The 21,547-nt window shown below is 62.7% G+C and carries 16 protein-coding genes; 14 read left to right on the forward strand and 2 right to left on the reverse strand.

Annotated features, from left to right (window positions below; all coding sequences use genetic code 11):
* The first annotated feature begins 325 nt into the window (after positions 1 to 325).
* Positions 326 to 2,014 carry a hypothetical protein gene (locus tag GXP39_08435; protein ID NOZ28064.1) on the forward strand — a complete coding sequence of 563 codons (1,689 nt, stop codon included), beginning with the start codon at positions 326 to 328 and terminating at the stop codon, positions 2,012 to 2,014.
* Positions 2,015 to 2,021: 7 nt separating this feature from the next.
* Here GXP39_08435 and GXP39_08440 read toward each other — a convergent pair whose 3' ends face one another.
* Positions 2,022 to 2,471, reverse strand: coding sequence for a hypothetical protein (locus tag GXP39_08440; protein ID NOZ28065.1), 450 nt, complete (start codon positions 2,469 to 2,471; stop codon positions 2,022 to 2,024).
* A 505-nt stretch (positions 2,472 to 2,976) separates the two neighbouring features.
* Between GXP39_08440 and GXP39_08445 the strand changes: the two genes are divergently transcribed.
* From GXP39_08445 to GXP39_08505, 13 genes are all read left to right on the forward strand, one after another.
* Positions 2,977 to 3,774 (forward strand): IclR family transcriptional regulator, encoded by a 798-nt coding sequence (locus tag GXP39_08445; protein ID NOZ28066.1) that lies wholly within the window; start codon positions 2,977 to 2,979, stop codon positions 3,772 to 3,774.
* Positions 3,775 to 3,927: 153 nt separating this feature from the next.
* Positions 3,928 to 5,601: an ABC transporter substrate-binding protein gene (locus tag GXP39_08450; GenBank protein ID NOZ28067.1), complete on the forward strand. Its 1,674-nt coding sequence runs from the start codon at positions 3,928 to 3,930 to the stop codon at positions 5,599 to 5,601.
* A gap of 69 nt (positions 5,602 to 5,670) precedes the next feature.
* Positions 5,671 to 6,678 (forward strand): ABC transporter permease, encoded by a 1,008-nt coding sequence (locus tag GXP39_08455; GenBank protein ID NOZ28068.1) that lies wholly within the window; start codon positions 5,671 to 5,673, stop codon positions 6,676 to 6,678.
* Between the two features lie 54 nt (positions 6,679 to 6,732).
* Positions 6,733 to 7,611 carry an ABC transporter permease gene (locus GXP39_08460; GenBank protein NOZ28069.1) on the forward strand — a complete coding sequence of 293 codons (879 nt, stop codon included), beginning with the start codon at positions 6,733 to 6,735 and terminating at the stop codon, positions 7,609 to 7,611.
* Positions 7,611 to 8,642: an ABC transporter ATP-binding protein gene (locus GXP39_08465; GenBank protein NOZ28070.1), complete on the forward strand. Its 1,032-nt coding sequence runs from the start codon at positions 7,611 to 7,613 to the stop codon at positions 8,640 to 8,642. The genes GXP39_08460 and GXP39_08465 overlap by 1 nt, the downstream gene beginning before the upstream one ends.
* A complete protein-coding gene (locus tag GXP39_08470; protein NOZ28071.1) occupies positions 8,639 to 9,649 on the forward strand; it encodes an ABC transporter ATP-binding protein in 1,011 nt (336 codons plus the stop codon). Before GXP39_08465 ends, GXP39_08470 begins: the two co-directional genes overlap by 4 nt.
* Before the next feature lie 189 nt (positions 9,650 to 9,838).
* Complete coding sequence (locus tag GXP39_08475; GenBank protein NOZ28072.1) at positions 9,839 to 10,894, forward strand: hypothetical protein; 1,056 nt, start codon at positions 9,839 to 9,841, stop codon at positions 10,892 to 10,894.
* Positions 10,895 to 10,899: 5 nt separating this feature from the next.
* On the forward strand, positions 10,900 to 11,964 hold the full coding sequence (locus GXP39_08480) for a hypothetical protein (protein ID NOZ28073.1): 1,065 nt from the start codon (positions 10,900 to 10,902) through the stop codon (positions 11,962 to 11,964).
* Positions 11,965 to 12,021: 57 nt separating this feature from the next.
* Positions 12,022 to 13,092: a DUF917 family protein gene (locus GXP39_08485; GenBank protein ID NOZ28074.1), complete on the forward strand. Its 1,071-nt coding sequence runs from the start codon at positions 12,022 to 12,024 to the stop codon at positions 13,090 to 13,092.
* Between the two features lie 124 nt (positions 13,093 to 13,216).
* Entirely contained in the window at positions 13,217 to 14,158 is a 942-nt protein-coding gene (locus tag GXP39_08490; GenBank protein ID NOZ28075.1) for a DUF1177 domain-containing protein, read from the forward strand.
* Positions 14,158 to 14,829: an AroM family protein gene (locus GXP39_08495; protein NOZ28076.1), complete on the forward strand. Its 672-nt coding sequence runs from the start codon at positions 14,158 to 14,160 to the stop codon at positions 14,827 to 14,829. The genes GXP39_08490 and GXP39_08495 overlap by 1 nt, the downstream gene beginning before the upstream one ends.
* A gap of 805 nt (positions 14,830 to 15,634) precedes the next feature.
* Positions 15,635 to 19,063, forward strand: a complete 3,429-nt coding sequence (locus GXP39_08500; GenBank protein ID NOZ28077.1) for an AAA family ATPase — start codon at positions 15,635 to 15,637, stop codon at positions 19,061 to 19,063.
* A 161-nt stretch (positions 19,064 to 19,224) separates the two neighbouring features.
* A complete protein-coding gene (locus tag GXP39_08505) occupies positions 19,225 to 19,878 on the forward strand; it encodes a DUF664 domain-containing protein (protein NOZ28078.1) in 654 nt (217 codons plus the stop codon).
* 1,094 nt (positions 19,879 to 20,972) lie between these two features.
* On the opposite strand, the gene GXP39_08510 is transcribed toward GXP39_08505, so the two are convergent.
* The gene (locus GXP39_08510; protein NOZ28079.1) at positions 20,973 to 21,137 is read right to left on the reverse strand and encodes a transposase family protein; all 165 of its coding nucleotides are present in this window, start codon (positions 21,135 to 21,137) and stop codon (positions 20,973 to 20,975) included.
* Positions 21,138 to 21,547: the final 410 nt, after the last annotated feature.

A 21,547-nucleotide genomic window follows, 5' to 3' on the forward strand; every position in this document is an offset into this window, starting at 1 on the left:
TGCGGTCTCCCGACCTGGAAGCCGTGGGCGAGGGCTTGTAGCGGCGATGGCGGTGTTGTCCCAAAGCGCGTGCCAGGTTTCCGATGGCATGAGCACGTCTCGATCGAGTGGATAGGGGCCAAGGAACTCAGGTGATGGGTCGACGGGAAGCGATCACTACCCCTCCCCCCGGTCGCGCCCATTATAGCGGGGCCGCTATGGCGAGTCAAGCGATGATTCACCTCGGCCATGTGGTCATCCTAGCCTTTTGACTCCTCTCAGCGGATGGTCGAGAGCCACTGGTGACTCCCGGCGGCCACAATACGGTGATCTCTGCAGGAGGGACATGATGCGCATTGGTTTCCCGGTGAAGGTATTGGGGCAGGCCGGGCTGAAGTCCCACGATACCCGACGATGGCAGAACGCGCCCCATCTCAGCGTCAGCCTGGCGTACCTGCGGGATATCCTGAAGTATCTGGAGCGATCGGGCTTGCGCATGTACCGCATGGCCGCCGATCTGGCGCCCTATCTGGCCCATCCGGACCTGCCTGAGTTCGCCCATCAGATCGATGCGTGTGTGGAGGAATTGGCCTTCGTGGGGGAGATGGCCTCCGCGTTGGGAGTGCGGCTGTCCTTTCACCCGGGCGCCCACGTGGTGCTGAACGCCTCCGACGAAGCCGTGGCCCGGCGCTCCCTTCGCCATGTGACCGGCCTGGCCCGCATCCTGGATGCCATGGGGCAGGGCCCCGAGGCGGTCATCGTCGTGCATGTGGGGGGACGCTACGAAGATCGGGAGGCCGCCATAGCGCGCTGGGTGAGCCGATACCTCCGTCTGCCCTCGTTCGTGCGCGATCGCCTGGCGCTGGAGAACGACGACGCGCTCTTTTCGTTGTTGGACGTGTACCGCATCCATCAGCGCTGCGGCGTGCGCGTGGTGTTCGACTCCCTGCACCATCTGGTGCACAACCCGGATCGCATCCCTTTGGATGAGGCCCTGGAGATGGCATTGAGTACATGGCCGGATCATGTGCGGCCCAAAGTGCACTTCTCCTCGCCTCGGACGGAGGTGCGCCAGATCCGGACCAAGGCAGGGGTTCGGCTGCAGCCGCCGTCCTGGACGCAGCATGCCGATTATGTGAACCCCTTTGAGTTCATCCACTTCCTGCAAGTGGCGGAGGGGAAGCGATCCTTCGATGTGATGCTGGAGGCCCGGGCGCGTGACCTGGCGGCGCTGCGCCTGCAGGCGGATCTGGCCCGTTACGCCCCGGAGTTGGCGGCTTCGCTCATGCCCTCCGCCGCCCGCGCAGCGGAGCCCGCCGAGCCGTATGCGCCGTGGCCGGAGGGGCAGGATGATGATCCCCGCGTGCTGGTGGCGGTGATGAACAACCTGCGTGATTTCGCCCTGGCCCGAGACGCGGGCTGGTATCGGATCCCGCTGGCGCGAGCCCCTCGTCTGGTGGCGGCGGACTACCTGGCGTTCTATCAGACGCGGGTCTTCGGGGAGGAGGCCTGGGCGGTTCATTATTATGCGCCGACCCGGAGCTATCGCATTGTGACCCGCGCGGAGCTTCTGCCGGAGGAGATCGATCATCCGCGGGCGAAGGACCGTTATTACAAGCTGGAGATCGGCCCCCTGCAGCGTTTGCCGCATCCGATCCCCAGTCGGCGTCTTCGGCGGATCACCTTTATCCCGACCACGCTATCACGCCTGTTGCACGCGGAGGAGATCAACGATCTGTGGATGGGCAATCCGATTCAGGAGCGACTGTGGGCGGAGCTGAAAGCGCAGGGGATCCTGGCCGAACGAGAGTATCCGTTAGAGGAGGGGAGGGCGTCCTATCGGGCGCCGCTCGCCGTGCCGTGTCGCACGGGGGGCGTGGTTGTAACGGCACGGGATATCCTGGGGGAGCCGTTGCCCGCGGGCTGGACCTGCCTGCGCGTCTCGTTGGATGACGATCTGGACAGGTGGCTCCGGAGCCTTCGGCGGGAGATCTCGGAGCGGGGAGGTGTGAGGGAAGCTGCGGATGACGGGTGATCGGGACTCACGAGCCTGGTGAGGTCGAGTCCCGAGCCGGACGCGGCCGATGGCTCCTTCCTCGCCAGAACGCGATCAGCAGCGCGATGGAGACGCCGAGGATCGCCCAGATCCAGCGCGGCCATCGGGGCTGGGCCGTGATGACGATGGGACCGTGGCGCGTGGTCACCCCCGTGGCCTCCACGTCCTCGAGCTCGTAGTAATACGTGCGCCCCGCGATCACGTTGGTGTCCGTGTAAACGTAGTGCCCGCCAGCGAGGGGATCCGAGGAGGCCGGGATCAGATCCTGATTGATCTTCTCGAAGGGGCCGTCTGGCGATTCCGCGCGGTACAAATTAAACCCTACGGTGTCCACCTCGGTTTCAGTGGTCCACTCCACGATCACGGGGGCTCCCTGACTGGTGCAGCTGGATAGGATGACGCCGACCAGCGCCAGGCCAAGGAGTGTCCACCGCATTCCTCTCATGTCCGTGTTCCTCCACGAGGGCTGTGCGAGCACCTTTCCTTCAGTGCAAAGCGATGCCGCCATGCCGGCAGTCCTGCTTGCAGCGTACCATGATTGTCCCGGTTAGGCAATCCCCCTGCAGTATGCAGAGTAGGAGCCGTCGGAAGCGGATTCTGCCCGATCATTTGCCATCATGGCGGCTCTGCATTACAATAGTGCCGGTTTCGGAAATAGAAACGGGAATTCTATTTTCGCAGCTCATTACCTCGCAGGCCGGGACATCCGTCCTGGCCACATGGTTGATTTCTCTCCCCAAAGGCGTGGCGAACAAGTGAATGAAGAGGATCCTGCGGTCCTGCAGGAGGCGTGCGGATAGGGTGCCCCTGGAGGGCGGGTGTTATCCTCGCGTGTAAGGGGCTTCGGGGGTTGTAGGCGCTTGCCGGAGAGCCGGGCGGTGCTCCGGCGGGGCAACCTCCTGAGCCACCGGGTGAAAACGATCCTATGGTGTGATAGGGCTATGCCGGAATCGTCCGTTTCTCATCTTAAGACGTTAGATCGGGCTCTTCAAGTTCTCTCCCTCTTCAGCGTGGAACAGCCGGAGTGGGACTACACGTGCATGGCCGAGACCCTGGGCCTGCACAAGAGCATCGTCTATCGAATCCTCACCACGTTCGAGCGGTACGGATATGTGATGCGCCAGCCGGCCAGCGGACGATTCCGTCTTGGATTCCGCTTCGTGGAGTTGGGCAACCTGGTTTTGTCCAACATCGACCTGCGTACGATCGCCCATCCCTTCATGGAGGACCTGGTGCGCGCCGTGCGTGAGACGGCCTTCCTGACCGTCGTGAGCGGCCATGAGAGCGTATGCATCGATCGAGCGGAGAGCCCGCACCTGCTCCGGCTGACCATGGAGATCGGTGGACGATATCCCCTGTACGCCGGCGCGTCGAATCGGTTGCTCATGGCCTACCTGCCGGAGGAGGAGATCGAGGCGATCATCGCCAAGGGGCTGAAGGCTTACACGCCGAACACACTGGTCGATCCCGATGCGCTACGCGCTTCCCTGGCCGAGATCCGGCGTCAGGGATATGCGTTGAGCTCCTCGGAGTTGACGCCGGGGATGTCCGCCCTCTCGGTGCCGCTCAGGAACAGCAATCACGAGGTCGTGGCCGCGCTCAGCCTGGCCGGCCCCAGCGAGCGGTTCGGCGATGATCGCTGGCCGGAGATGCTGACCCGGCTCCAGGCCACCGCGGAGGCGATCTCACAGCGGCTGCTGGCCTGGCGGGTGCCGCAGTCCGGCCGGGCCGGGCTCTGATCGAGGCGGGCGTCTCCCGTTGTGATGGCATTCAGAGATGGGTTTGTTTCGCCTTCCCCAACCAGTTCGCTGGAGAGGAGGTGGTGTCTTGCAGAGAGATCGCGTGGTCGTCGTATCCGCTTCATACAATCATCACCGAGAGGAGGTCTGAACATGAGAGACTCTCGTCAGTGGCTGGTCCTGCCCAGCTTGATCGTCGTGTTGGCGTTGTTGCTGGCAGCCTGTGCCCCCTCCACGCCAGCTCCGGCGGAGGCCCCCGCGGCTGAGGAGGCGACTCAGCCGGCCGAGGAGGCACCCGCGGCCGAGGAACCCCAGGAAGTGGTCTTCACGTATGTAGAGGGCCAGGTCGTCAGCACCATCGACCCGGCCAAGCACGTGGATGAGTCCTCCCTCCACGCGGTCATCAACCTGTACGATCCGCTCGTGCGCCCGAAGCTGGAGGAGAACTCCATGGAGCCAGGGCCGTGGGTGGCGGAGAGCTGGACCGTCTCCGATGATGGTCTGACCTACACCTTCAAGATCCGCCAGGGGATCAAGTTCCATGATGGCAGCGAGCTCACCGCGGAGGACGTGCAGTTCTCCATGGAGCGGATGCTGGCGCTGAAGAAGGGCTTCTCCTGGCTGTGGAACGGCGTCCTGGAGCCGGGCAGCATCGAGGTGCCGGACGACTACACCGTCGTCTTCCATCTGAAGCAGCCTTACGCCCCCTTCCTGGCCACGCTGATCCAGCTCTTCATCGTCAACAAGGATCTGGTGATGGCCAACCTGCAGCCGGGCGACTTCGGCGAGATGCAGGATTATGGCCAGGCGTTCCTGGAGGAGAACGAGGCCGGGTCCGGCCCGTACGTGAAGGAGGCCTGGGAGCGCGGTTCGAAGTTCGTCTTCCGGCGATTCCCCGACTACTGGAAGGGATGGGAGCCCGGCCAGATCGATAAGGTGAACTACCTGATCGTCACGGAGGAGGCGACCAAGAAGACCCTGCTCCAGTCGGGTGAGGCCGACATGGTCGACCAGTGGATGACCGTGGAGAGCTACGAGGAGCTGGCCAAGAACCCGGACATCACCGTCCAGGTCGATCCCAGCGTGCAGCTCTTCCATCTGCCCATGAACACCCAGAAGGCGCCCACGGATAACATCCACCTGCGCAAGGCCATCGCCTACGCGTTCGACTACGAGACGGCCGTCAAGGAGATCATCCCCGGCTCCGTGCAGGCGGCAGGTCCGGTGCCCGTGCGGGCCTGGGGCCATGCGGATGACGTGTTCGTCTACTACCAGGACATGGAGGAGGCCAAGAAGCACTTCGAGGCGTCCGGGTTCAAGCCGGGCGAGGTGGAGCTGGATTACTGGTTCCCGGCTTCGGTGCCCATGGAGCGCAAGATCGGCCTCCTGCTGGCGTCCAACCTGCAGGAACTGGGCATCAAGCTCAACATCAACCCCGTGCAGTGGGCGAACATCACCGAGGCCGCGACCAGCGTGGAGACCTCGCCTCACCTGACCGGCATCTTCGACACGCTGAAGTACCCCCATCCGGATAGCCATACCTACGGTATGTATCACCCGTCGTGCTGGGGGAGCTATCGCTGTCTGTCCTGGTACGACAACCCGGAGGTGACGGCGCTTCTGGAGAAGGCGCGAGCCACGGTCGATCCTGAGGAGCAGATCGAGCTCTACAAGGAAGCGCAGCGCAAGATCGTCATGGACGCGCCCAGCATCTACATCGCCAACCCGGCCCATCGCATCGCCTATCGCAACCGCGTGAAGGGCTATACGTACGTGGGCCTGCTGGGCTGGGATCTGTCGTTCTACACGCTACGTATCGAGGACTGACGTCTGAGATGTGGCGCTGGTGGGGGCAGGGCATCGCTTTGCCCCCACCGGCCCGTTGGGGTATGGCCCATGTACTACGAGTACCTGATTCGACGCTTGCTGCAGATGATCCCCGTCCTGTTGGGGATCTCGATCCTGATCTTCATCCTCTCTCGGGTGGTCCCCGGCGATCCAGTGCGTTTGGCGCTGGGGCCGGAGGCTACGCAGGAGCAGATCGAGGCGTATCGCAAAGAATTGGGGTTGGATCAGCCGATCCATATCCAGTACCTGAACTACCTGCGTGGCCTGACCCACGGTCAGCTCGGCCGATCGTTGCGCACAAATCGTGATGTTATCAAGGATATTCGAGATTTCTTTCCGGCGACCTTCGAGCTGACCACGGTGGCCATGGTCTTCGCCGTGCTGGTGGGCATACCGCTGGGCATCACCTCCGCATTGCACAAGGACGCCTGGCAGGATCAGGGGACCCGGGTGCTGGCGTTATCCGGTGTGGCGCTGCCCCGCTTCTGGTTGGGCATCCTGTTGCAGCTGGTGTTCGCCTATTGGCTGGGGATCTTGCCCACCATCGGGCGGGCCAGCCAACCGCCCCAACACATCACCGGGTTGTATCTGCTGGATAGCCTGTTGACCGGGGATGCCCGCGCGTTCTGGGACAGCCTCAGGCATATCGCGCTGCCCGCCTTCACCCTCTCGCTGGCCACGCTGGCCCAGATCATGCGGCTCACCCGCGCCTCGATGATCGAGCAGATGCGGATGGAGTATATCCAGGCCTCTCGCGCCTATGGACTGCCTGAGAACCTCATCGTTTATAAGTACATGTTGAAGAACGCGTTCACCTCCACGCTGACCATCATCGGGTTGACATATGGGTTCCTCCTGGGGAACGCCTTTCTGGTGGAGTTCGTGTTCGCGTGGCCGGGCATGGCCCGGTACGGCGCGCAGGCGGTCATTTACAAGGATTTCAACGCGGTGGTGGCGGTGACGACCGTGGTCGGTATCGCTTATCTCCTCGTGAATTTCGTGGTGGATCTGCTCTACGGGTTCCTGGATCCACGCATCCGTTTGGGAGCGCGCTAGATGAGCACAGATCAAGGTGGCACGAACGCTTTGGCGGCCTCGGTGGGCGATCCCATGAGGTTGCAGGCGGGACGCCGGGAGGAGTGGCGGCGCGCCTGGTATCGGATGCGCCGGAGCGCGGTCTCCCTGGTCGGCCTGGGGATCGTGTTGACTGTGATCCTGGCCGCCATCTTCGCCCCGTACATCACCCCGTACCCCGAGGATGCGGGGAACGCGGTTCACTTCGCCAACGCTCATGAGCCGCCCAGCATGAAGCACCTCTTCGGCACCGATGAGATCGGCCGTGACGTGCTGACGCGCGTGGTCTTCGGCGCCCGGATCTCCCTGGTGTTGGGGATCGTGGTGCTCTCCATCGCCATCGGGATCGGCGTCCCGCTGGGGCTGATCGCCGGGTATTGGGGCGGCCGGGTGAGCACGATCATCATGCGAACGACCGACATCTTCCTGGCCATCCCGCCTCTGGTGCTGGCATTGGCCGTGAGCGCGGCGCTGACGCCCAACCTGACCACTTCCATGGTCGCCATCGCCTTTGGCTGGTGGCCGTGGTTCACCCGGCTGGTGTACGGCGAGGTGCTGTCGGTCAAGGAGGAGCTGTTCGTCGAGGCCGCGTACTCTCTGGGCGCCGGCCGTTTGCGCATCGCGTTCAAGGAGATCCTCCCGAACGTGCTCTCCCCGATCCTGGTCAAAGGGACCCTGGATATGGGATTCGTGATCCTGATCGGCGCCAGCCTCTCGTTCCTCGGGTTGGGGGCCCAGCCGCCCTCACCGGCCTGGGGGACGTCCATCGCCGAGGGGCGTGTGTATCTGCCCGGAGCCTGGTGGGCGGCCACCTTCCCCGGACTGGCCATCTTCGTCACCGTCCTCGGCTTCAACCTGCTGGGGGACGGGCTGCGGGACATCTTCGATGTGGAAGTCGAGCGCTGGGGGGTGTGATGGCCGAGTTCCTGTTGGACGTGCGCGATCTTCACGTCGAGTTCGGCGGATACGAGGGCCTGGCTCGCGTCATCGATGGGGTCAGCCTGTATGTGCGCCGGGGGGAGACGGTTGGCCTGGTGGGGGAGACGGGATGCGGCAAGTCGGTGACGGCCCGGGCGGTGATGGGGCTGTTGCCCGGCACCGCTCGCATCACGCAGGGGGAGATCCTCTTCAAGGGGCAGAACCTGCTGGACCTGGACCCGCAGGCGATGCAGACCCAGGTGCGCGGCCGCGGCATTTCCATGATCTTCCAGGACCCCATGAGCTCGTTGAACCCGGTGTTCACCATCGGCGAGCAGTTGAGCGATGTGATCCGCTGGCAGGGCGTCTCTCGGGTGGGGTTGCTCCACTACCTGCGCCGTTCGCTGGACCGCGAGGAGCGCAGACGGATCGAGGATCGGGTGGTGGAGATGCTGGACAAGGTGCGTATCCCCACGCCGCGGGAGATGTTGAACCGGTATCCGGTGCAGCTATCGGGCGGGATGCGGCAGCGGGTGTTGATCGCCCTGGCCCTGATCAATCGCCCGGAGCTGGTCATCGCCGATGAGCCTGGGACCGCGTTAGACGTCTCCATCCAGGATCAGATCCTGGCCCTGATCCGGGATCTGGTCGCCAGCGAGGGGATCTCCGTCCTCTACATCACCCACGATCTGGGCGTGGCCCGGTCTCTGTGCGATCGGATCTACGTGATGTACGCGGGCCAGGTGGCGGAGACGGCGCCGGCCGAATCCCTGTTTCGCGAGCAGTATCACCCCTACACGCGGGGCCTGCTCGATTCGATCCCCCGGCTGACCGGCCGATTGGGGGAGGGGATCGAGGGGCGCATCCCGGATTATCGCTCGCCGTTGCGGGGGTGCCGCTTCTACGACCGTTGCCCGCGCCGCATGCCTCACTGCCAGGACGTGCGGCCGGAGCCCATCGAGATGGCGCCGGAGCATTTCGTGGCCTGCCACCTGTATTCCGATGACTCAGCAGGGGGTGCGTCGTGAGCCAGCCTGAGAACGGATATCTGCTGGCGGCGCGAGGGCTGACCAAACACTTTCCGATCTATCGCGGCATCGTCCTGCAGCGGCAGGTCGGGGCCGTCCGGGCCGTGGACCAGGTGGACCTCACCATCATGCCCGGCGAGACGCTGGCGTTGGTGGGGGAATCCGGGTCGGGCAAGACCACCATCGGCAAGCTGTTGATCCGGGTCCTGCGTCCTACGGCCGGGGAGATCTGGTTCGGCGGACAGGATATCGCCCATCTGGACGACGCGGCGTTGCGGCCCGTCCGTCGTCGGATGCAGATGGTGTATCAGGACCCTACCTCCTCCTTGAACCCGCGTCGCCGTGTGAAGGACATCATTGAGGATCCGTTGGTGATCCATAAGATCGGCGACGCGGCCCAGCGGGCCAGCCGGGTGGAGGAGCTGCTTCACCTGGTGGAGCTGCCGGTGGAGTTCGCCTATCGCTATCCCAACGCGCTCAGCGGCGGCCAGAAACAGCGGGTGGGGATCGCCCGGGCGCTTGCCCTCAATCCGGCCTTCATCGTCCTGGATGAGCCCACATCGGCTCTGGACGTGTCCGTGCAGGCCAAGATCATCGCCCTGCTCAAGCGGTTGCAGGCGGAGTTAGGGCTGACGTACCTCTTCATCACCCACGATTTGCGGGTGGTGCGGAACCTGGCCACCCGGGTGGGGGTGATGTACCTGGGGCGCATCGTGGAACAGGCGCCCACGGAGATCCTGTACGCCAACCCGGCGCACCCCTACACGCGAGCGCTGCTGTCCGCCATCCCGGCGCTGGACGAGGAGGAGCTGGCCGCGATCCCCCAGAAGGTCCCTTTGCAGGGCGAGATCCCCAGCGCTGCCCATGTGCCTCCCGGATGCGCCTTTCACCCGCGCTGTCCGGCCCGCTTCGCCCCGTGCGATCGCGTGGTCCCGCGGGAGAGCGTGGTGGCAGAGGGACATCTCGTGCGCTGCCATCTGTACGACCCCGAGTATGCGCCCGCGTAGCAGCGGGCTGGGCCCGGGCAGGCCAGAGGCTGTAGCGGAGGCGAGCTGACGAGTCGTCCCCCCGGGCCTTCCCAGGGAAGCGGTCAAAGGCGCCCGTGACGGTCTTTGCCACACGTCGCGCTCAGGTGTGGCGCTGCCACCGGCGGAGCGCCTCTACTTAATGTGCTCTGTTTCGGAGGTTGAGCTGTCATGACGTTGATCGACGCCGATGTCATTCAGGATGCCGTGGTCCGGATGTTGCAGGTGAATATGGGGCTGCGAGCGGGGGAGCGGCTGCTGGTCGTCAGCGATTATCCCAATGAGATGCAGTGGTGTTCGGCGGATCCGTCGCTGTTGGAAAGCATCTGCCGACGGACGCTGCTGGGGCGGGCTGTGGCGGATATCGCCCGGGATCGCTTTCCCGACTCCTCCGTGACCTTCCTGGCCTTTCCCTCCACCGGCCAGAGCGGTAAGGAGCCGCCGCCGGATGTGGCGGCGGCCATGCGCCAGGCGCAAGTCGTCATCGCGATCACGTCTTTCTCCCTCTCCCACACGGATGCCCGGGAAGGGGCGTGTCGGGCGGGCGCTCGCGTGGCCTCCATGCCGCGCTTCTTGCCGGAGATGTTCGAGCCGGGCGGGCCGATGGATGTGGATTACATGGCCGTGGAGCGGCGCACCCAGGCCATCGCCCGGGCCATCACCGGGGCGGAGGAGGTACGCGTCACGTCCCCGGACGGGACGGATATCCGCTTCAGCGTGGCCGACCGGCCGGGACAGGTGGATGCGGGCATTTACGATCGCCCTGGCGCGTGGGGGAATCTCCCGGCCGGGGAGGCGTACTGCACGCCGGTGGAGGGCTCCGGGCGAGGGCGGATCGTGGTCGTCCCGGGGTGGCACGCTCGCCTGGAGGAGCTCATGACGCTACATATCGAGAACGGCGAGCTGGTGGCCATCGACGGCGGCGGCCGCGTGGGAGAGGACCTGCGCGATCTGCTGCGCCCGGGCGATCCGTCGTCGCCCTATCGGGAGCGCCGGAACCTGGGCGAGTTCGGCGTTGGCACAAACCCGAACGCCCGGCGTGTGGATATCACTTTAGAGGCGGAGAAGATCATGGGGACGGTGCATCTGGCGCTGGGGGATAACTCGCACATGGGCGGACGGGTGAGCGCGGACTTCCACCAGGATTTCGTGGTCCCCAGGGCCAGCTTCTGGCTGGACGGCCGTCCGGTGATGGAGAATGGTCAGCTGTTGATCGAGGAGGCGTAACGCGTATGGAACTCGCGATTGGCACGGAACCCACCCCGACGTACCTGTCGTTTGAGCTAGCTCGCGGCGCTCGTCGGCTGATCGAGGACGTGATGCTGGTGAAGCCGGGCGAGAACGTGGTGATCACCGTGGACACCTCCAGTGATTGGCGGGTAGCCGAGGCCACGGCCAGGGCCGCGTTCGCGGCGGGCGCCAGCCCGGTCGTCGTCTGGTACGAGGGGCGCCCGGACGCGGTCATGGAGCCCCCGCCTCCGGTGGCGGGAGCCATCGCCCGCGCCGATGTGTGGATCGAGTACGCCGTAGCGTACATCCTGCACACGGAGGCGTACAAGGCCGCGTTGGCGAACGGATGTCGCTACATCTGCCTGACCGGCATGGATGTGGACATGATGGTCCGCACCATCGCCAATGTGGATTATCCCAAGATGATCGAGCTCAGCCACGTGTTGGGCGCGGCCATCGCCCAGGCGGACGAGATCCGGGTCACCAGCCCGGCGGGCACGGATCTGGTGGCGCGCATGGGCGGACGCAAGATCCGCTACTCCGGCAAGCTGGCGGATACGCCCGGCGAGCCCATCATGCTGGGCGGACAGATCTCCTGGTGCCCGCTGGAGGAGACCATCAACGGCACGCTGGTGTTCGATGGTGCCCTCTGGCCTCCCAAGGAGATCGGCCTGCTTCGTCAGCCCGTGCGCCTGACGGTGGAACAGGGGCGTGTGACCCGGGTGGAGGGGGGACCCGAGGCGAAGGTGCTGGAGCGCTGGTTCGCCTCCTTTGACAATCCGAACATCTATCGCATCGCGCACTACTCGCTGGGGTTCAACCCCGGCGTGACCCGGCCCACGGGGCGCATCGTCGAGGATGAGCGGGTGTTCGGCTGCATCGAGTTTGGCATCGGCAGCCAGGGGAAGCAGATCGGCGGCCCGGGCTGGGATGCCGGGGGACACACCGATGGCATCGTGCTCAACCCGTCCATCTACCTGGACGGCGAGCCGCTGGAGGAGGAAGGGGTGTACGTCCGACCGGACGTCGTGGCCGCCTGTCGCGCGTTGGGCGTGCCAGGGTACTGAGTTTGGGGAATGGTGATTATGGGGACCGCAAACAGACTGTACGAGCAGCCACTCACCATGGAGGTCGCCCGCATGGCCGCTTTCGGCGGCGCGGTGTTGGGCGGCGGTGGCGGCGGTGACATCGAGAATGGGCTTCAGCTGGCGCAACTGGCGCTGGAGATGGGACAGCCGCGCGTCCTGCCGGCGGATTCGCTGGCGAACGACGTGCTCGTCGTGACCGTCTCCGCGGTGGGGGCCCCGGCCGCGTCGGAGCAGTTCATCAAGCCGATCGATTACGTGGACGCCTTGAACCTCTTGCAGGAGCACATGGACAAGCCGGTGGGCGGGCTCATTACGAATGAAAACGGCGGCATGGCCACCGTCAACGGCTGGCTGCAATCGGCGCTTTCAGGCCTGCCCGTGGTGGATTGCCCGTGCAACGGCCGCGCACATCCCACCGGGCTGATGGGGGCGATGGGGCTGGACGAGCTTCCGAACTATGTCTCTCGCCAGGCGGCGGTGGGTGGTAACCCTCATGCCGGTCGTCGGGTGCGGCTGTATGTGGAGGGCGATCTACGTCGCGCGGCGCGATTGGTGCGCCAGGCCGCGGTGGAGGCGGGCGGCCTGGTAGGGGTGGCCCGCAATCCGGTCACCATGGCGTATGCGCGGGAGCATGGCGCGCCGGGAGCGCTGGCCCGGGCAGTGGAGGTCGGCCAGGCCCTGTTGGCGGCGTCCGATCCGGAGGCCGCGGCGCAGGCGGTGGCGGAGACGTTGGGCGGGCGGATCGTCGCTCGCGCCCGGGTTGCCCGGGTGGACCTGGTCACCCGAGGGGGGTTCGATGTCGGGACCGTGTACCTGGAGGACGATCTGCAGCTGACCTTCTGGAACGAGTACATGACCCTGGACCGCCGGGGGGAGCGATTGGGGACCTTCCCCGATCTCATCGCCACGCTGGCGGCTGACGAATCCCGGCCGTTGTCCTCGGCGGAGGTGAAGGAGGGGCAGGAGATCTTCGTGTTGCACGTCCCGCGCTCCCGTCTGCGGTTGGGGTCGGGGATGAGGCGGCCCAACCTGCTGCGGGCGGCGGAGGAGGCGGTCGGCCGACCGCTGGTCTCGTTCGTGTTCCCCGAGGAGAACTCTGAGCGCTGATTGGATCAGAAGCACCTGATCGGGAATCCCAGGACGAACCGGCTTCCATTTCCAGTAGGGACGCCGGAGGATTTCCTGGAATGGTATCGGAGGCAGTTCGCGGAATCAGGTTGAGGGGGGATCTGTGACGCTCAAGCAGGCTATAGAAGCGTATGAGCTGTTGGACAGCGCGCTTGTGGACGGCGATCATGTGGCGGCCCTATTGCATAACCGAGGGCTGACGGTGGAGACGTTCACCGTGGAGGGCGATAGGGGGCGCACGGACTTCGTTCGGGCCGTCCTGTACGGGGAGCGGGGAAAGCGGACCGGCGGAGATGCCCCCACATTGGGCATCATCGGCCGGTTGGGTGGCATCGGCGCCCGGCCGACGGCTCTGGGGCTGGTGTCGGACGCGGATGGGGCGATCACGGCCATCACCTGCGCGCTGAAGCTGGCCGATCTGTGCCGCGCGGGCGATCGCTTGCCGGGCGACGTGGTCATTGCCACCCACATCTGCCCGCACGCTCCGACGGAGCCGCACGAGCCGGTGCCGTTCATGGGCTCACCGGTGGATATCGCCACCATGAACCGGCACGAGGTCGCCGATGAGATGGACGCCATCCTGTGCATTGACACCACCCGGGGGAATTGGGTCATCAATCAGCGCGGCTTCGCTATCTCCCCCACGGTGATGCAGGGATGGATCCTGAAGGTGAGCGCCGATCTGCTGCGCATCATGTCCTACGTCACCGGGCGACCTCCGGTGGTCTTCCCGCTGAGCATGCAGGACATCACCCCCTATGGCAACGGTGTGGATCATCTGAACAGCATCCTGCAGCCGGCGACGGCGACGGACGCTCCGGTGGTGGGCGTGGCGCTGACGGCGGAGATACCGGTACCGGGGTGTGCGACGGGTGCCAGCCAGATCGTTGATATCGAGGCCGCCGCCCGGTTCTGCGTGGAGGTGGCCAAGGCGTTCACGCGCGGGGAGTGCCAGTTCTACGATCCGGACGAGTTCCGACGCCTGGTCGCCCTTTACGGCGAGATGCGCCATCTGCAGACCATGGGGCGCGAGGATGCGGCGTGATGGCAAGGCCTTCTGTGTTGGGGCTCCTCACCATCGGGCAATCGCCCCGGGATGACGTGTTGCCGCAGGTCCTCCCGCATCTGCCGTCGGATGTGCGTATCATCCAGGCGGGCGCGCTGGACGATCTGACGGACGAGGAGATCGCCGCTCTGGCGCCCGGCCCGGGCGATTACGTCCTCACGTCGCGGCTGCGGGACGGCCGCGCGGTGACGATGGCGCGGGAGAGGATCCTGCCGCTGATGCAGGCGCGCATCGAGGCGTTGGAGGCCCAGGGCGCCAATCCGATCTTCATCCTTTGCACGGGTGAGTTCCCGCCGTTTCGCTCTCGAGCGCTGCTGGTGGAGCCGGAGAAGATGCTGCCGGCTGTCGTGCGCGGCCTGACGGTGCGTCGGCTGGGCGTGATCGCACCGCTGCCCGAGCAGCTTGATGCCATGCAGGAGAAGTGGCGTCCGGTATGCGCCGATCTGGCGGTGGCGGCCGGATCGCCCTATGGCCCTAAGGAACGGGTCGTCGAGGCCGCGCTGTCCCTGCGAGGGCGGACGGTGGATCTCGTCGTGATGGATTGCATCGGCTATACGGAGGCGCATCGGGCCCTGGTGCGGGAGCAGGTCGACCGGCCGGTGATGCTGGCGTCGGCCGCGGCCGCACGCGTGGTGGGGGCGCTGCTTTGAGAAGCCTCCAAGAGACGCAAACGGGGAGGCTCTTTCCTCCCTCATGAGGGGCTTCGGCCAGCATGAAACGTTTCCAGTGCCATTCGCATCTTCGTGGTGAATGAGTCAACGCACTCTCAACCCTCTGGGTGGTGGATCAGGAGCCGGGGTCTTTGGAGGACTCCGGCTCCTGATTCGCGTGATGCCGCTTCCATCTGTTCGTCTCGGATAGGCTTCTGATCCGACATAAATCGGTTGGGTCGATGCAGATGTTACCCGAGATAGGATCGCATCTTCGGGCATAAACCGACAGGAAGTTGTGCCTCGCGTCGCTCCACGGCCGGATGCTCAATGACGGCCCTCATCCCCCAGGCCCCCTTCTCCCGGGTTCGAGAGAAGGGGGCTCAACGGTAGAACACCTATGTTGCTTTTAAGCCTCCGGCCTGCGAATGTGCCGGAAAGCTATCACCACCCAGGGCTGGATGATCAACTGCGTGGGATAAACGTAAGGCCGTCCCCGACGACGCTGCCGATATTCGCTTGTGAAGGCACTTGATCAACCAGAGAAAGCAACCTGACAAGAAGGGCATTCCGTGATATCATGGGGCTGCCTCCGGTAGGTGGGGTTGAGCACCACGAACCTACCGAGGTGGCCGCGCCCCGTCAAGTGGGCGCGGCTCGATTTATGACCAGGTCTCGATTCAGTGACCCTGCTCACAACAAGCGTTAAGGATCGAGCAAACCGAAGCACTTTGGCCGTCAGCCGATCAGACTGTATGATCCGAGATCGCCTCACGAGCCAGGTGGATGTTGGGGAGATAACACTGTGCCGAATATTCGCATTCAGGCCTTGGGCGCTTTCAGTATGTGGCGAGACAGTATCGCGGTTCCCGATGAAGCCTGGCCTACATCAAAGAGCAAGCAGCTCTTCAAAATCTTACTCACCGAGCGGGGTCATCTTGTTTCGGCAGACCGGCTCATTGAGTATCTCTGGCCCGATCTGCCGCTTAAAAAAGCCCGGAACAATCTATGGGTAACGGTAAGTCAAGCGCGGCGTGTGTTGCAGCCTGATTTGCCGCCACGGACTCGCTCTGCTTATATCATCAAGCGCGATGAAGGTTATCTGTTTGATCCCCACAGCGACCACTGGCTGGACGTGGACGCTTTCAGCGATTACCTTCAGACGGCACAACAGGCAGCAGACCCGACCATCCGTATTGAAGCCCTGGAAAAAGCGCGGCACCTTTACCAGGGCGATTTCCTTGAGGATGACCCCTACGCAGAATGGGCGCTGGCCCCCCGCGATCGGTTACGAGAACAGTATCTAAACCTGCTGGCCGATTTGGCCGAAACCTATGCGCAGCAAGAGCAATACCGCCAGGCTATTGGATTGTGTCGCCAAAGTCTCGCCCTCGAAAACAGCCGCGAATCCACCTATCGCCAATTGATGCTATACCTCTATTGCACTGGTGAACAACCCGCCGCCCTGCAACTGTACGATGAGGTATGCCAGGTAATGCGGGAGGAAATCGGTGTTGAACCGGCCCCGGAAACGAGCAACCTCTTTCACCAGATTCAACGGCGTCAGGTAGTCGGGGTGGACGAAAAGAAGGTCTACCCGCGCTCGGCATCGACGCACATCAGCACTCATTCGTTGAGGCAAACACCATTTGTAGGCCGCGCCCGGGAATACGGCCAATTGACCGCCATGGTCAACCAGGCCAACCAGGGCAACGGCTGTGTTGTCTTTGTCGGTGGTGAGCCGGGCATCGGTAAAAGCCGCCTGATGCGGGAGACGGCTATGTTCGCCGGCAAAGAGGGCTTTACCACGCTCTTTGTCCATAGTTACCAGGTAGAACAGGCCATGCTTTACCAACCCCTGGTAGACCTGGTCCGACATATCAACGAGACATGGCCGGAGCAAATTGCCGGCCTCCCCACCGTATGGCTCAGGGAAATCGCTGCACTGGTACCGGAAATTGCCGGCACCGCCACAGGTCAGGCCATTGTCCCCGCCAAAACAGACGAAAACCAGCAGGGACGGCTCTTTCAAGCCATCGTGCATTTGTTGTCGGCCATCGCCGGAGAAAATGGCCTTATGCTCAACGTGGATGACATCCACTGGGCCGATACAGCGACGCTCCAATTTCTCCACTATCTGGCCCGGCGTGTGTCTGGCGAACGGATATTGCTGGCCTGTACCTACCGCCACGAGGAAGTGACGGCCGATGAACACCTGGCCGCGCTCATTCATCATCTCCAACGCGAGCCGCACGTGACCTTCATCTCCTTAAACCGCCTGTCAAGCACAGACATTGATGAACTGCTGGGCGCTCTGGAAACCGTGCCCACTACCTGGAGTGAATGGCTCTATAGCGAAACAAGTGGCAACCCATTCTTTCTTGTTTCTATCCTTCAATTGTTGCAGGAACAGGGGGATTTGGGGAAAACCGCGCCGGCTGACATTCTCTCGACAGAGATCACCTTACCGGAGGCCATTCAGGAGTCGGTGCGGGGACGCTTGCGACAGGCAACGCAGTTGGAGCAACAGGTGCTGGGCTGGATGGCTGTTTTTGGTCGCAATTTCAGTTTTGCCACGCTGCAAGCCATCACCGGCCAGAGCCAGTTGGATCTGCTGAAGGTGGTAGAGAGCCTGCTGCAGCGGCAATTGTGGCAGGAAACGGCAGATGGTTACGACTTTAGCCACCACAAAATTCGCGAAGTGGTCTACCACGACCTGAGCGGGGCGCGTCGAGTTGTGTACCATGGCCAAATTGCAGAGATGCTGGCGCAATCGGCTGAGGACCGCCCGGCACTCTTGGCCCATCATTTTGAACGGGCCGGGAACACGGGACAGGCCCTGGCCTATTGGTTGCGGGCGGGCGAGAAGGCCCTCGACGCCTACGCCCTGCAACAGGCTGTTCGTCACTATGAGCGGGCCTTGGCCTTAGCGGAAGGGGCAGCCGACGAGATGGATGCCTACGAAGGGCTGGGCCGGGCCTTCATGTTGCTGGATGAGGTGGCTCAGGCTACGACCGTGTTGCAGCAAGGCATCCAACTGGCGGAAGCGCAAGAAGATGACAGCCGTTATGCTCGCCTGTTGTTTGCGCGGGCCCAGCTTGCCAACCGGCAGCACAAAGTTACCACCAACTACGTGCGCGCCGCGTTGTCTGCCGCCGAGCGAGCGGGCGATCTGGCTCTGGTCGCTCAAAATCTGCTGCTGCTTACTGAAATCTATGAAGGCCAGGGGGTTCTTGACAATGCCCTGGCCACCATTACCCGGGCCCAAACCATCAGCGACGAGTTGGGCGATGTCCACCTGGCAGCCCGTATCCGCAATGAGATTGGCTTTGTCCACACCCAGCGTGGCGAGTTCGCCGAGGCCATCGATATCGTAAAGCAGGCTCTAGAACCGTTAGCCCAGCTCGAAGACCGGATGTCACTGGCCTATTCCTGGAATCTGTTGGGACGCGCCTACGGCGGGTATGGTGACTACCAGCAAGCCATCGAGTCCTTTCAGCGCAGCCGGGTGGAAGCAGGAGCGGTCGGCGACGGCTACCTCATTGTCCAGACACCCAATATGTTGGGCTGGCTGTACCGTGAATTGTGTGCCTTTGAACAGGCCCTGCAATTTGACCAGGAGGGGGTTGCCGTGGCCCAGGAGTGGGCTAAGGAGCCGCCGGAAGTTAGCGCCCGGCTCAATGTCTGTCTGGATGTGCTACACCTGGGCGAACCGGACCGGGCCTTGGGGATGTTGGCCCAAATTCAGGAGCGGATCGACGCCGGGGTGTTTGGTTTCCACGCCTGGCGCTGGCGGCTGCGCATACTCCACGCGCGGGGGTTGTGTTTGCTGGCCATAAACCAACCCGCTGCTGTGCTCTCGCTGGTGGAGGAGGGTTTGACGCTAGCGGAGTCGGCCACGGTGCGCAAGTATGTTGCCCTCTACCATGGGTTAACAGGTTTGGCTCTGGCCAGGTTAGAGCGAACGGCCGACGCCATCAGCGAACTAGAAACCGCTGTGCAGTTGGCCGATGCCATCCACTATCAACCCCTTTGCTGGCAAGGTCGCGCCCATTTGGCGGCCTTGTATATCGATGTTGAGCGTCCTCAAGACGCCAAAACAAGCTTAACCGTTGCCCATCAAATCATTCGGCACATCGCCGATCACCTCACCGATGAAATCCTCCGAAATACCTTCTTAAATGCTGTGCCGGTGCAAGCAATTATCCGGCAACATGATAACTTAATATCTTGATTGCCGTTTTATTTATCCCCCGCTTGATAAATCCTATTTAGTCCCCATTAAGTCGCGTCTTCTATAATTGGGTCAAGTTCAATCAAACGCAGGGCATCTTCTCAGGAATCCCGAGATCGAGAAGATTACTCAACCATTCAACCATCAAACTGGAGAAGGAGATGGCTGTGACGAATATCAAACAATCTGCCGAGAATGCGGCATTAACCCTAAATCATGTTGCGCTCGCCAAGCACAAAGGAGTAAATGCACCTCATCCGCTCGTAACCCAAATCCGTTTTGCTCGCAGTGAATTTGCTCGCTGTTTAGATGGGCTCTCTGATAAAGACGCTCGCCATCGCATTATGCCCATGAACTGCATAAGTTGGATGGTTGGCCATCTGGCAGCCCAAGAGCAATACTATTTTGTGTTTTTCCCCCAGGGTGAAGTGCCACACCCCCAATTGAATAAACTGGTCGGCTTCGGCCATCCCGCGTCGACGCCGCCCCTGGCCGAGATGTGGCAAATCTGGCACGACATCACCCGAGCCGCGGATGCTTTCCTGGATGCGCTAACCACGGAACAATTGTTGATGCATCTGGAGCAGGAGATTGACGGATTTGAAGGCTCCTTATTCGGGACGGCCAGCAAGAAGGTTTTGGCACAAAGTAGTGTCCGCTCAAGTGAAAGCGTGGGCACCAGGATGCTTCGCACGATCTATCATTACTTTTTTCACACGGGCGAAGCCCATGCCATTCGCCAGCAATTAGGACACCCGGATTTGCCGTATTTTGTAGGAGATATGGAGGCGGCTGTTTACCAGGGTCATCCCTGATCCTATCACAGCCAAGATGTCTAAGGGGTCTCCCTCAATCACCAACTCCACAGGGGATGGTGGTGGAGGGGATCGCCCCTCCACGGAAAACCCCACTTTTCCTGCCTGCACCTGCCTTTCTCGGTCCTTTCCGAAGGGCCCAGGCCGAGGCCAGGCAGGTTGAAGGCAGAAGAAGGGCTTTTTCCGGGGGGGCGGTAGCCCCTCCGAAGAAGCCTATTTTCAGCCCCTCACCTGCCCCGTGGGGCCGGAGGCCACCGGCCAAAGCCCCAACCAGGCAGGGAAAAGGCGAGAGAAAGCGTTTTTCTGCGGAGGGGCTTCCCCTCGGAGGGGCTTCCCCTCCGCACCTCCCCTTTCGGGTGTGACCGCCCGTGGAGGGGAAAAGCGACAGGCGGGGGCCTCGCCCACGCTGTTCCGTTGATGCGAATAGGGCGCCCCACCGGGTCGCCCTTATCCGAAACGAATGGCGCGGCCCATGTTTCTTTCACCACGCGAAGATCAATAACTGAAAGAGGAGCGAAAATGTCGGTGATACACATCAAAGGATCTGTCAAACGCATAGGATGAGATCAATCGTCGCATTGGCTTTCGCAAGGAGATGAGAGATGATCAGATGGAGCGACGTCCGAGGGAGGCAGGAGCACTACAGGGAACTGGTACGCGAGGCAGAGGAGTATCGTCTCGCGCAGCAGGCCATAAACGGATCGGGAGGATATGACTCTCCTCTTCGTGCCGCGTTCGTATCGTTGAGATCTCTATTGGGAAAAACCATTTGGCAACGCAATGCATACCTTCGACAGGTAACCAAGGCTATGCACGCTGCCTGGTTCTCACTCAAACTCTAGCTATCGGACACTTTTGAGTGGGCGATGGCCCCTGTCCTCTGATATGCTGATTGCCAAACCCATCAGCGTCAGAGGGACAGGATGGCCATCATCCACCTACATCGTGCCGTATTGGACGGGGTCCGACGGCTTCGACCCAACGAGCGCGTGACACGGGTACGAAACATGGGCTGGTGAATGGCAAGGATCTTCATGGCCCGCAGTATGCATCTGAGCCATATCGCTCGAGGGCTCCCGGGTCCCAGCCAGAAGCTAGCGGTTGTCCCGCCTACTCCACAATGCGCACGTCCACGCCAACAATGCCCCCTCATGAGCAGCAACCCATTGCCCTATCCCGTAGGGTGTGCTCTCACCAAGAAGAATCCCAAGAGCAATCAAGACCAGAATGAGCTCCCAGGCATGCCGTTTCCCTCGCACTTGCCGGGGATCCGGAACCCCTTTCAACGCTTCTACAAGCGTGTTCTATTCATGTAGAACCATCGGCCCGCTCCTCCTTCAATGTGTTCTTTTCCAAGGGCGTGTCTGAAGATTGACCAGCTAGGTGCCTGAGGGTCTCCCTCAGCTACCAGCTCCACAGGGGGAGGTGTGGAGGGGAAACCCCCTCCACGGAAATCTCACTTCTCCGGCTTGCACCTGCCTTTCTCGGCCCTTTCCGAAGGATCCAGGCCGAGGCCGGGCAGGTCGAAGGCAGAAGATGGACTTTTTCCGGAGGGGCTCCGCCCCTCCGGGCCTCCCCACAGCAGAAGCAATGGCATTTCTCAGACGCGCTCTAAAAGGAATTTACCGGCGGTTCTTCCCTCTATCACCTCGCGACTCTGAAAAGGCCC

The organism is Chloroflexota bacterium, from assembly GCA_013152435.1.
Taxonomy (GTDB): domain Bacteria; phylum Chloroflexota; class Anaerolineae; order DUEN01; family DUEN01; genus DUEN01.

Bases quoted from the DNA above. Each gene is read 5' to 3' on its own strand.
- GXP39_08435 (NOZ28064.1), top strand. From the start codon at position 326: ATGATGCGCATTGGTTTCCCGGTGAAGGTATTGGGGCAGGCCGGGCTG.
- GXP39_08440 (NOZ28065.1), bottom strand. From the start codon at position 2,471: ATGCGGTGGACACTCCTTGGCCTGGCGCTGGTCGGCGTCATCCTATCC.
- GXP39_08445 (NOZ28066.1), top strand. From the start codon at position 2,977: ATGCCGGAATCGTCCGTTTCTCATCTTAAGACGTTAGATCGGGCTCTT.
- GXP39_08450 (NOZ28067.1), top strand. From the start codon at position 3,928: ATGAGAGACTCTCGTCAGTGGCTGGTCCTGCCCAGCTTGATCGTCGTG.
- GXP39_08455 (NOZ28068.1), top strand. From the start codon at position 5,671: ATGTACTACGAGTACCTGATTCGACGCTTGCTGCAGATGATCCCCGTC.
- GXP39_08460 (NOZ28069.1), top strand. From the start codon at position 6,733: ATGAGGTTGCAGGCGGGACGCCGGGAGGAGTGGCGGCGCGCCTGGTAT.
- GXP39_08465 (NOZ28070.1), top strand. From the start codon at position 7,611: ATGGCCGAGTTCCTGTTGGACGTGCGCGATCTTCACGTCGAGTTCGGC.
- GXP39_08475 (NOZ28072.1), top strand. From the start codon at position 9,839: ATGACGTTGATCGACGCCGATGTCATTCAGGATGCCGTGGTCCGGATG.
- GXP39_08480 (NOZ28073.1), top strand. From the start codon at position 10,900: ATGGAACTCGCGATTGGCACGGAACCCACCCCGACGTACCTGTCGTTT.
- GXP39_08485 (NOZ28074.1), top strand. From the start codon at position 12,022: ATGGAGGTCGCCCGCATGGCCGCTTTCGGCGGCGCGGTGTTGGGCGGC.
- GXP39_08495 (NOZ28076.1), top strand. From the start codon at position 14,158: ATGGCAAGGCCTTCTGTGTTGGGGCTCCTCACCATCGGGCAATCGCCC.
- GXP39_08505 (NOZ28078.1), top strand. From the start codon at position 19,225: ATGGCTGTGACGAATATCAAACAATCTGCCGAGAATGCGGCATTAACC.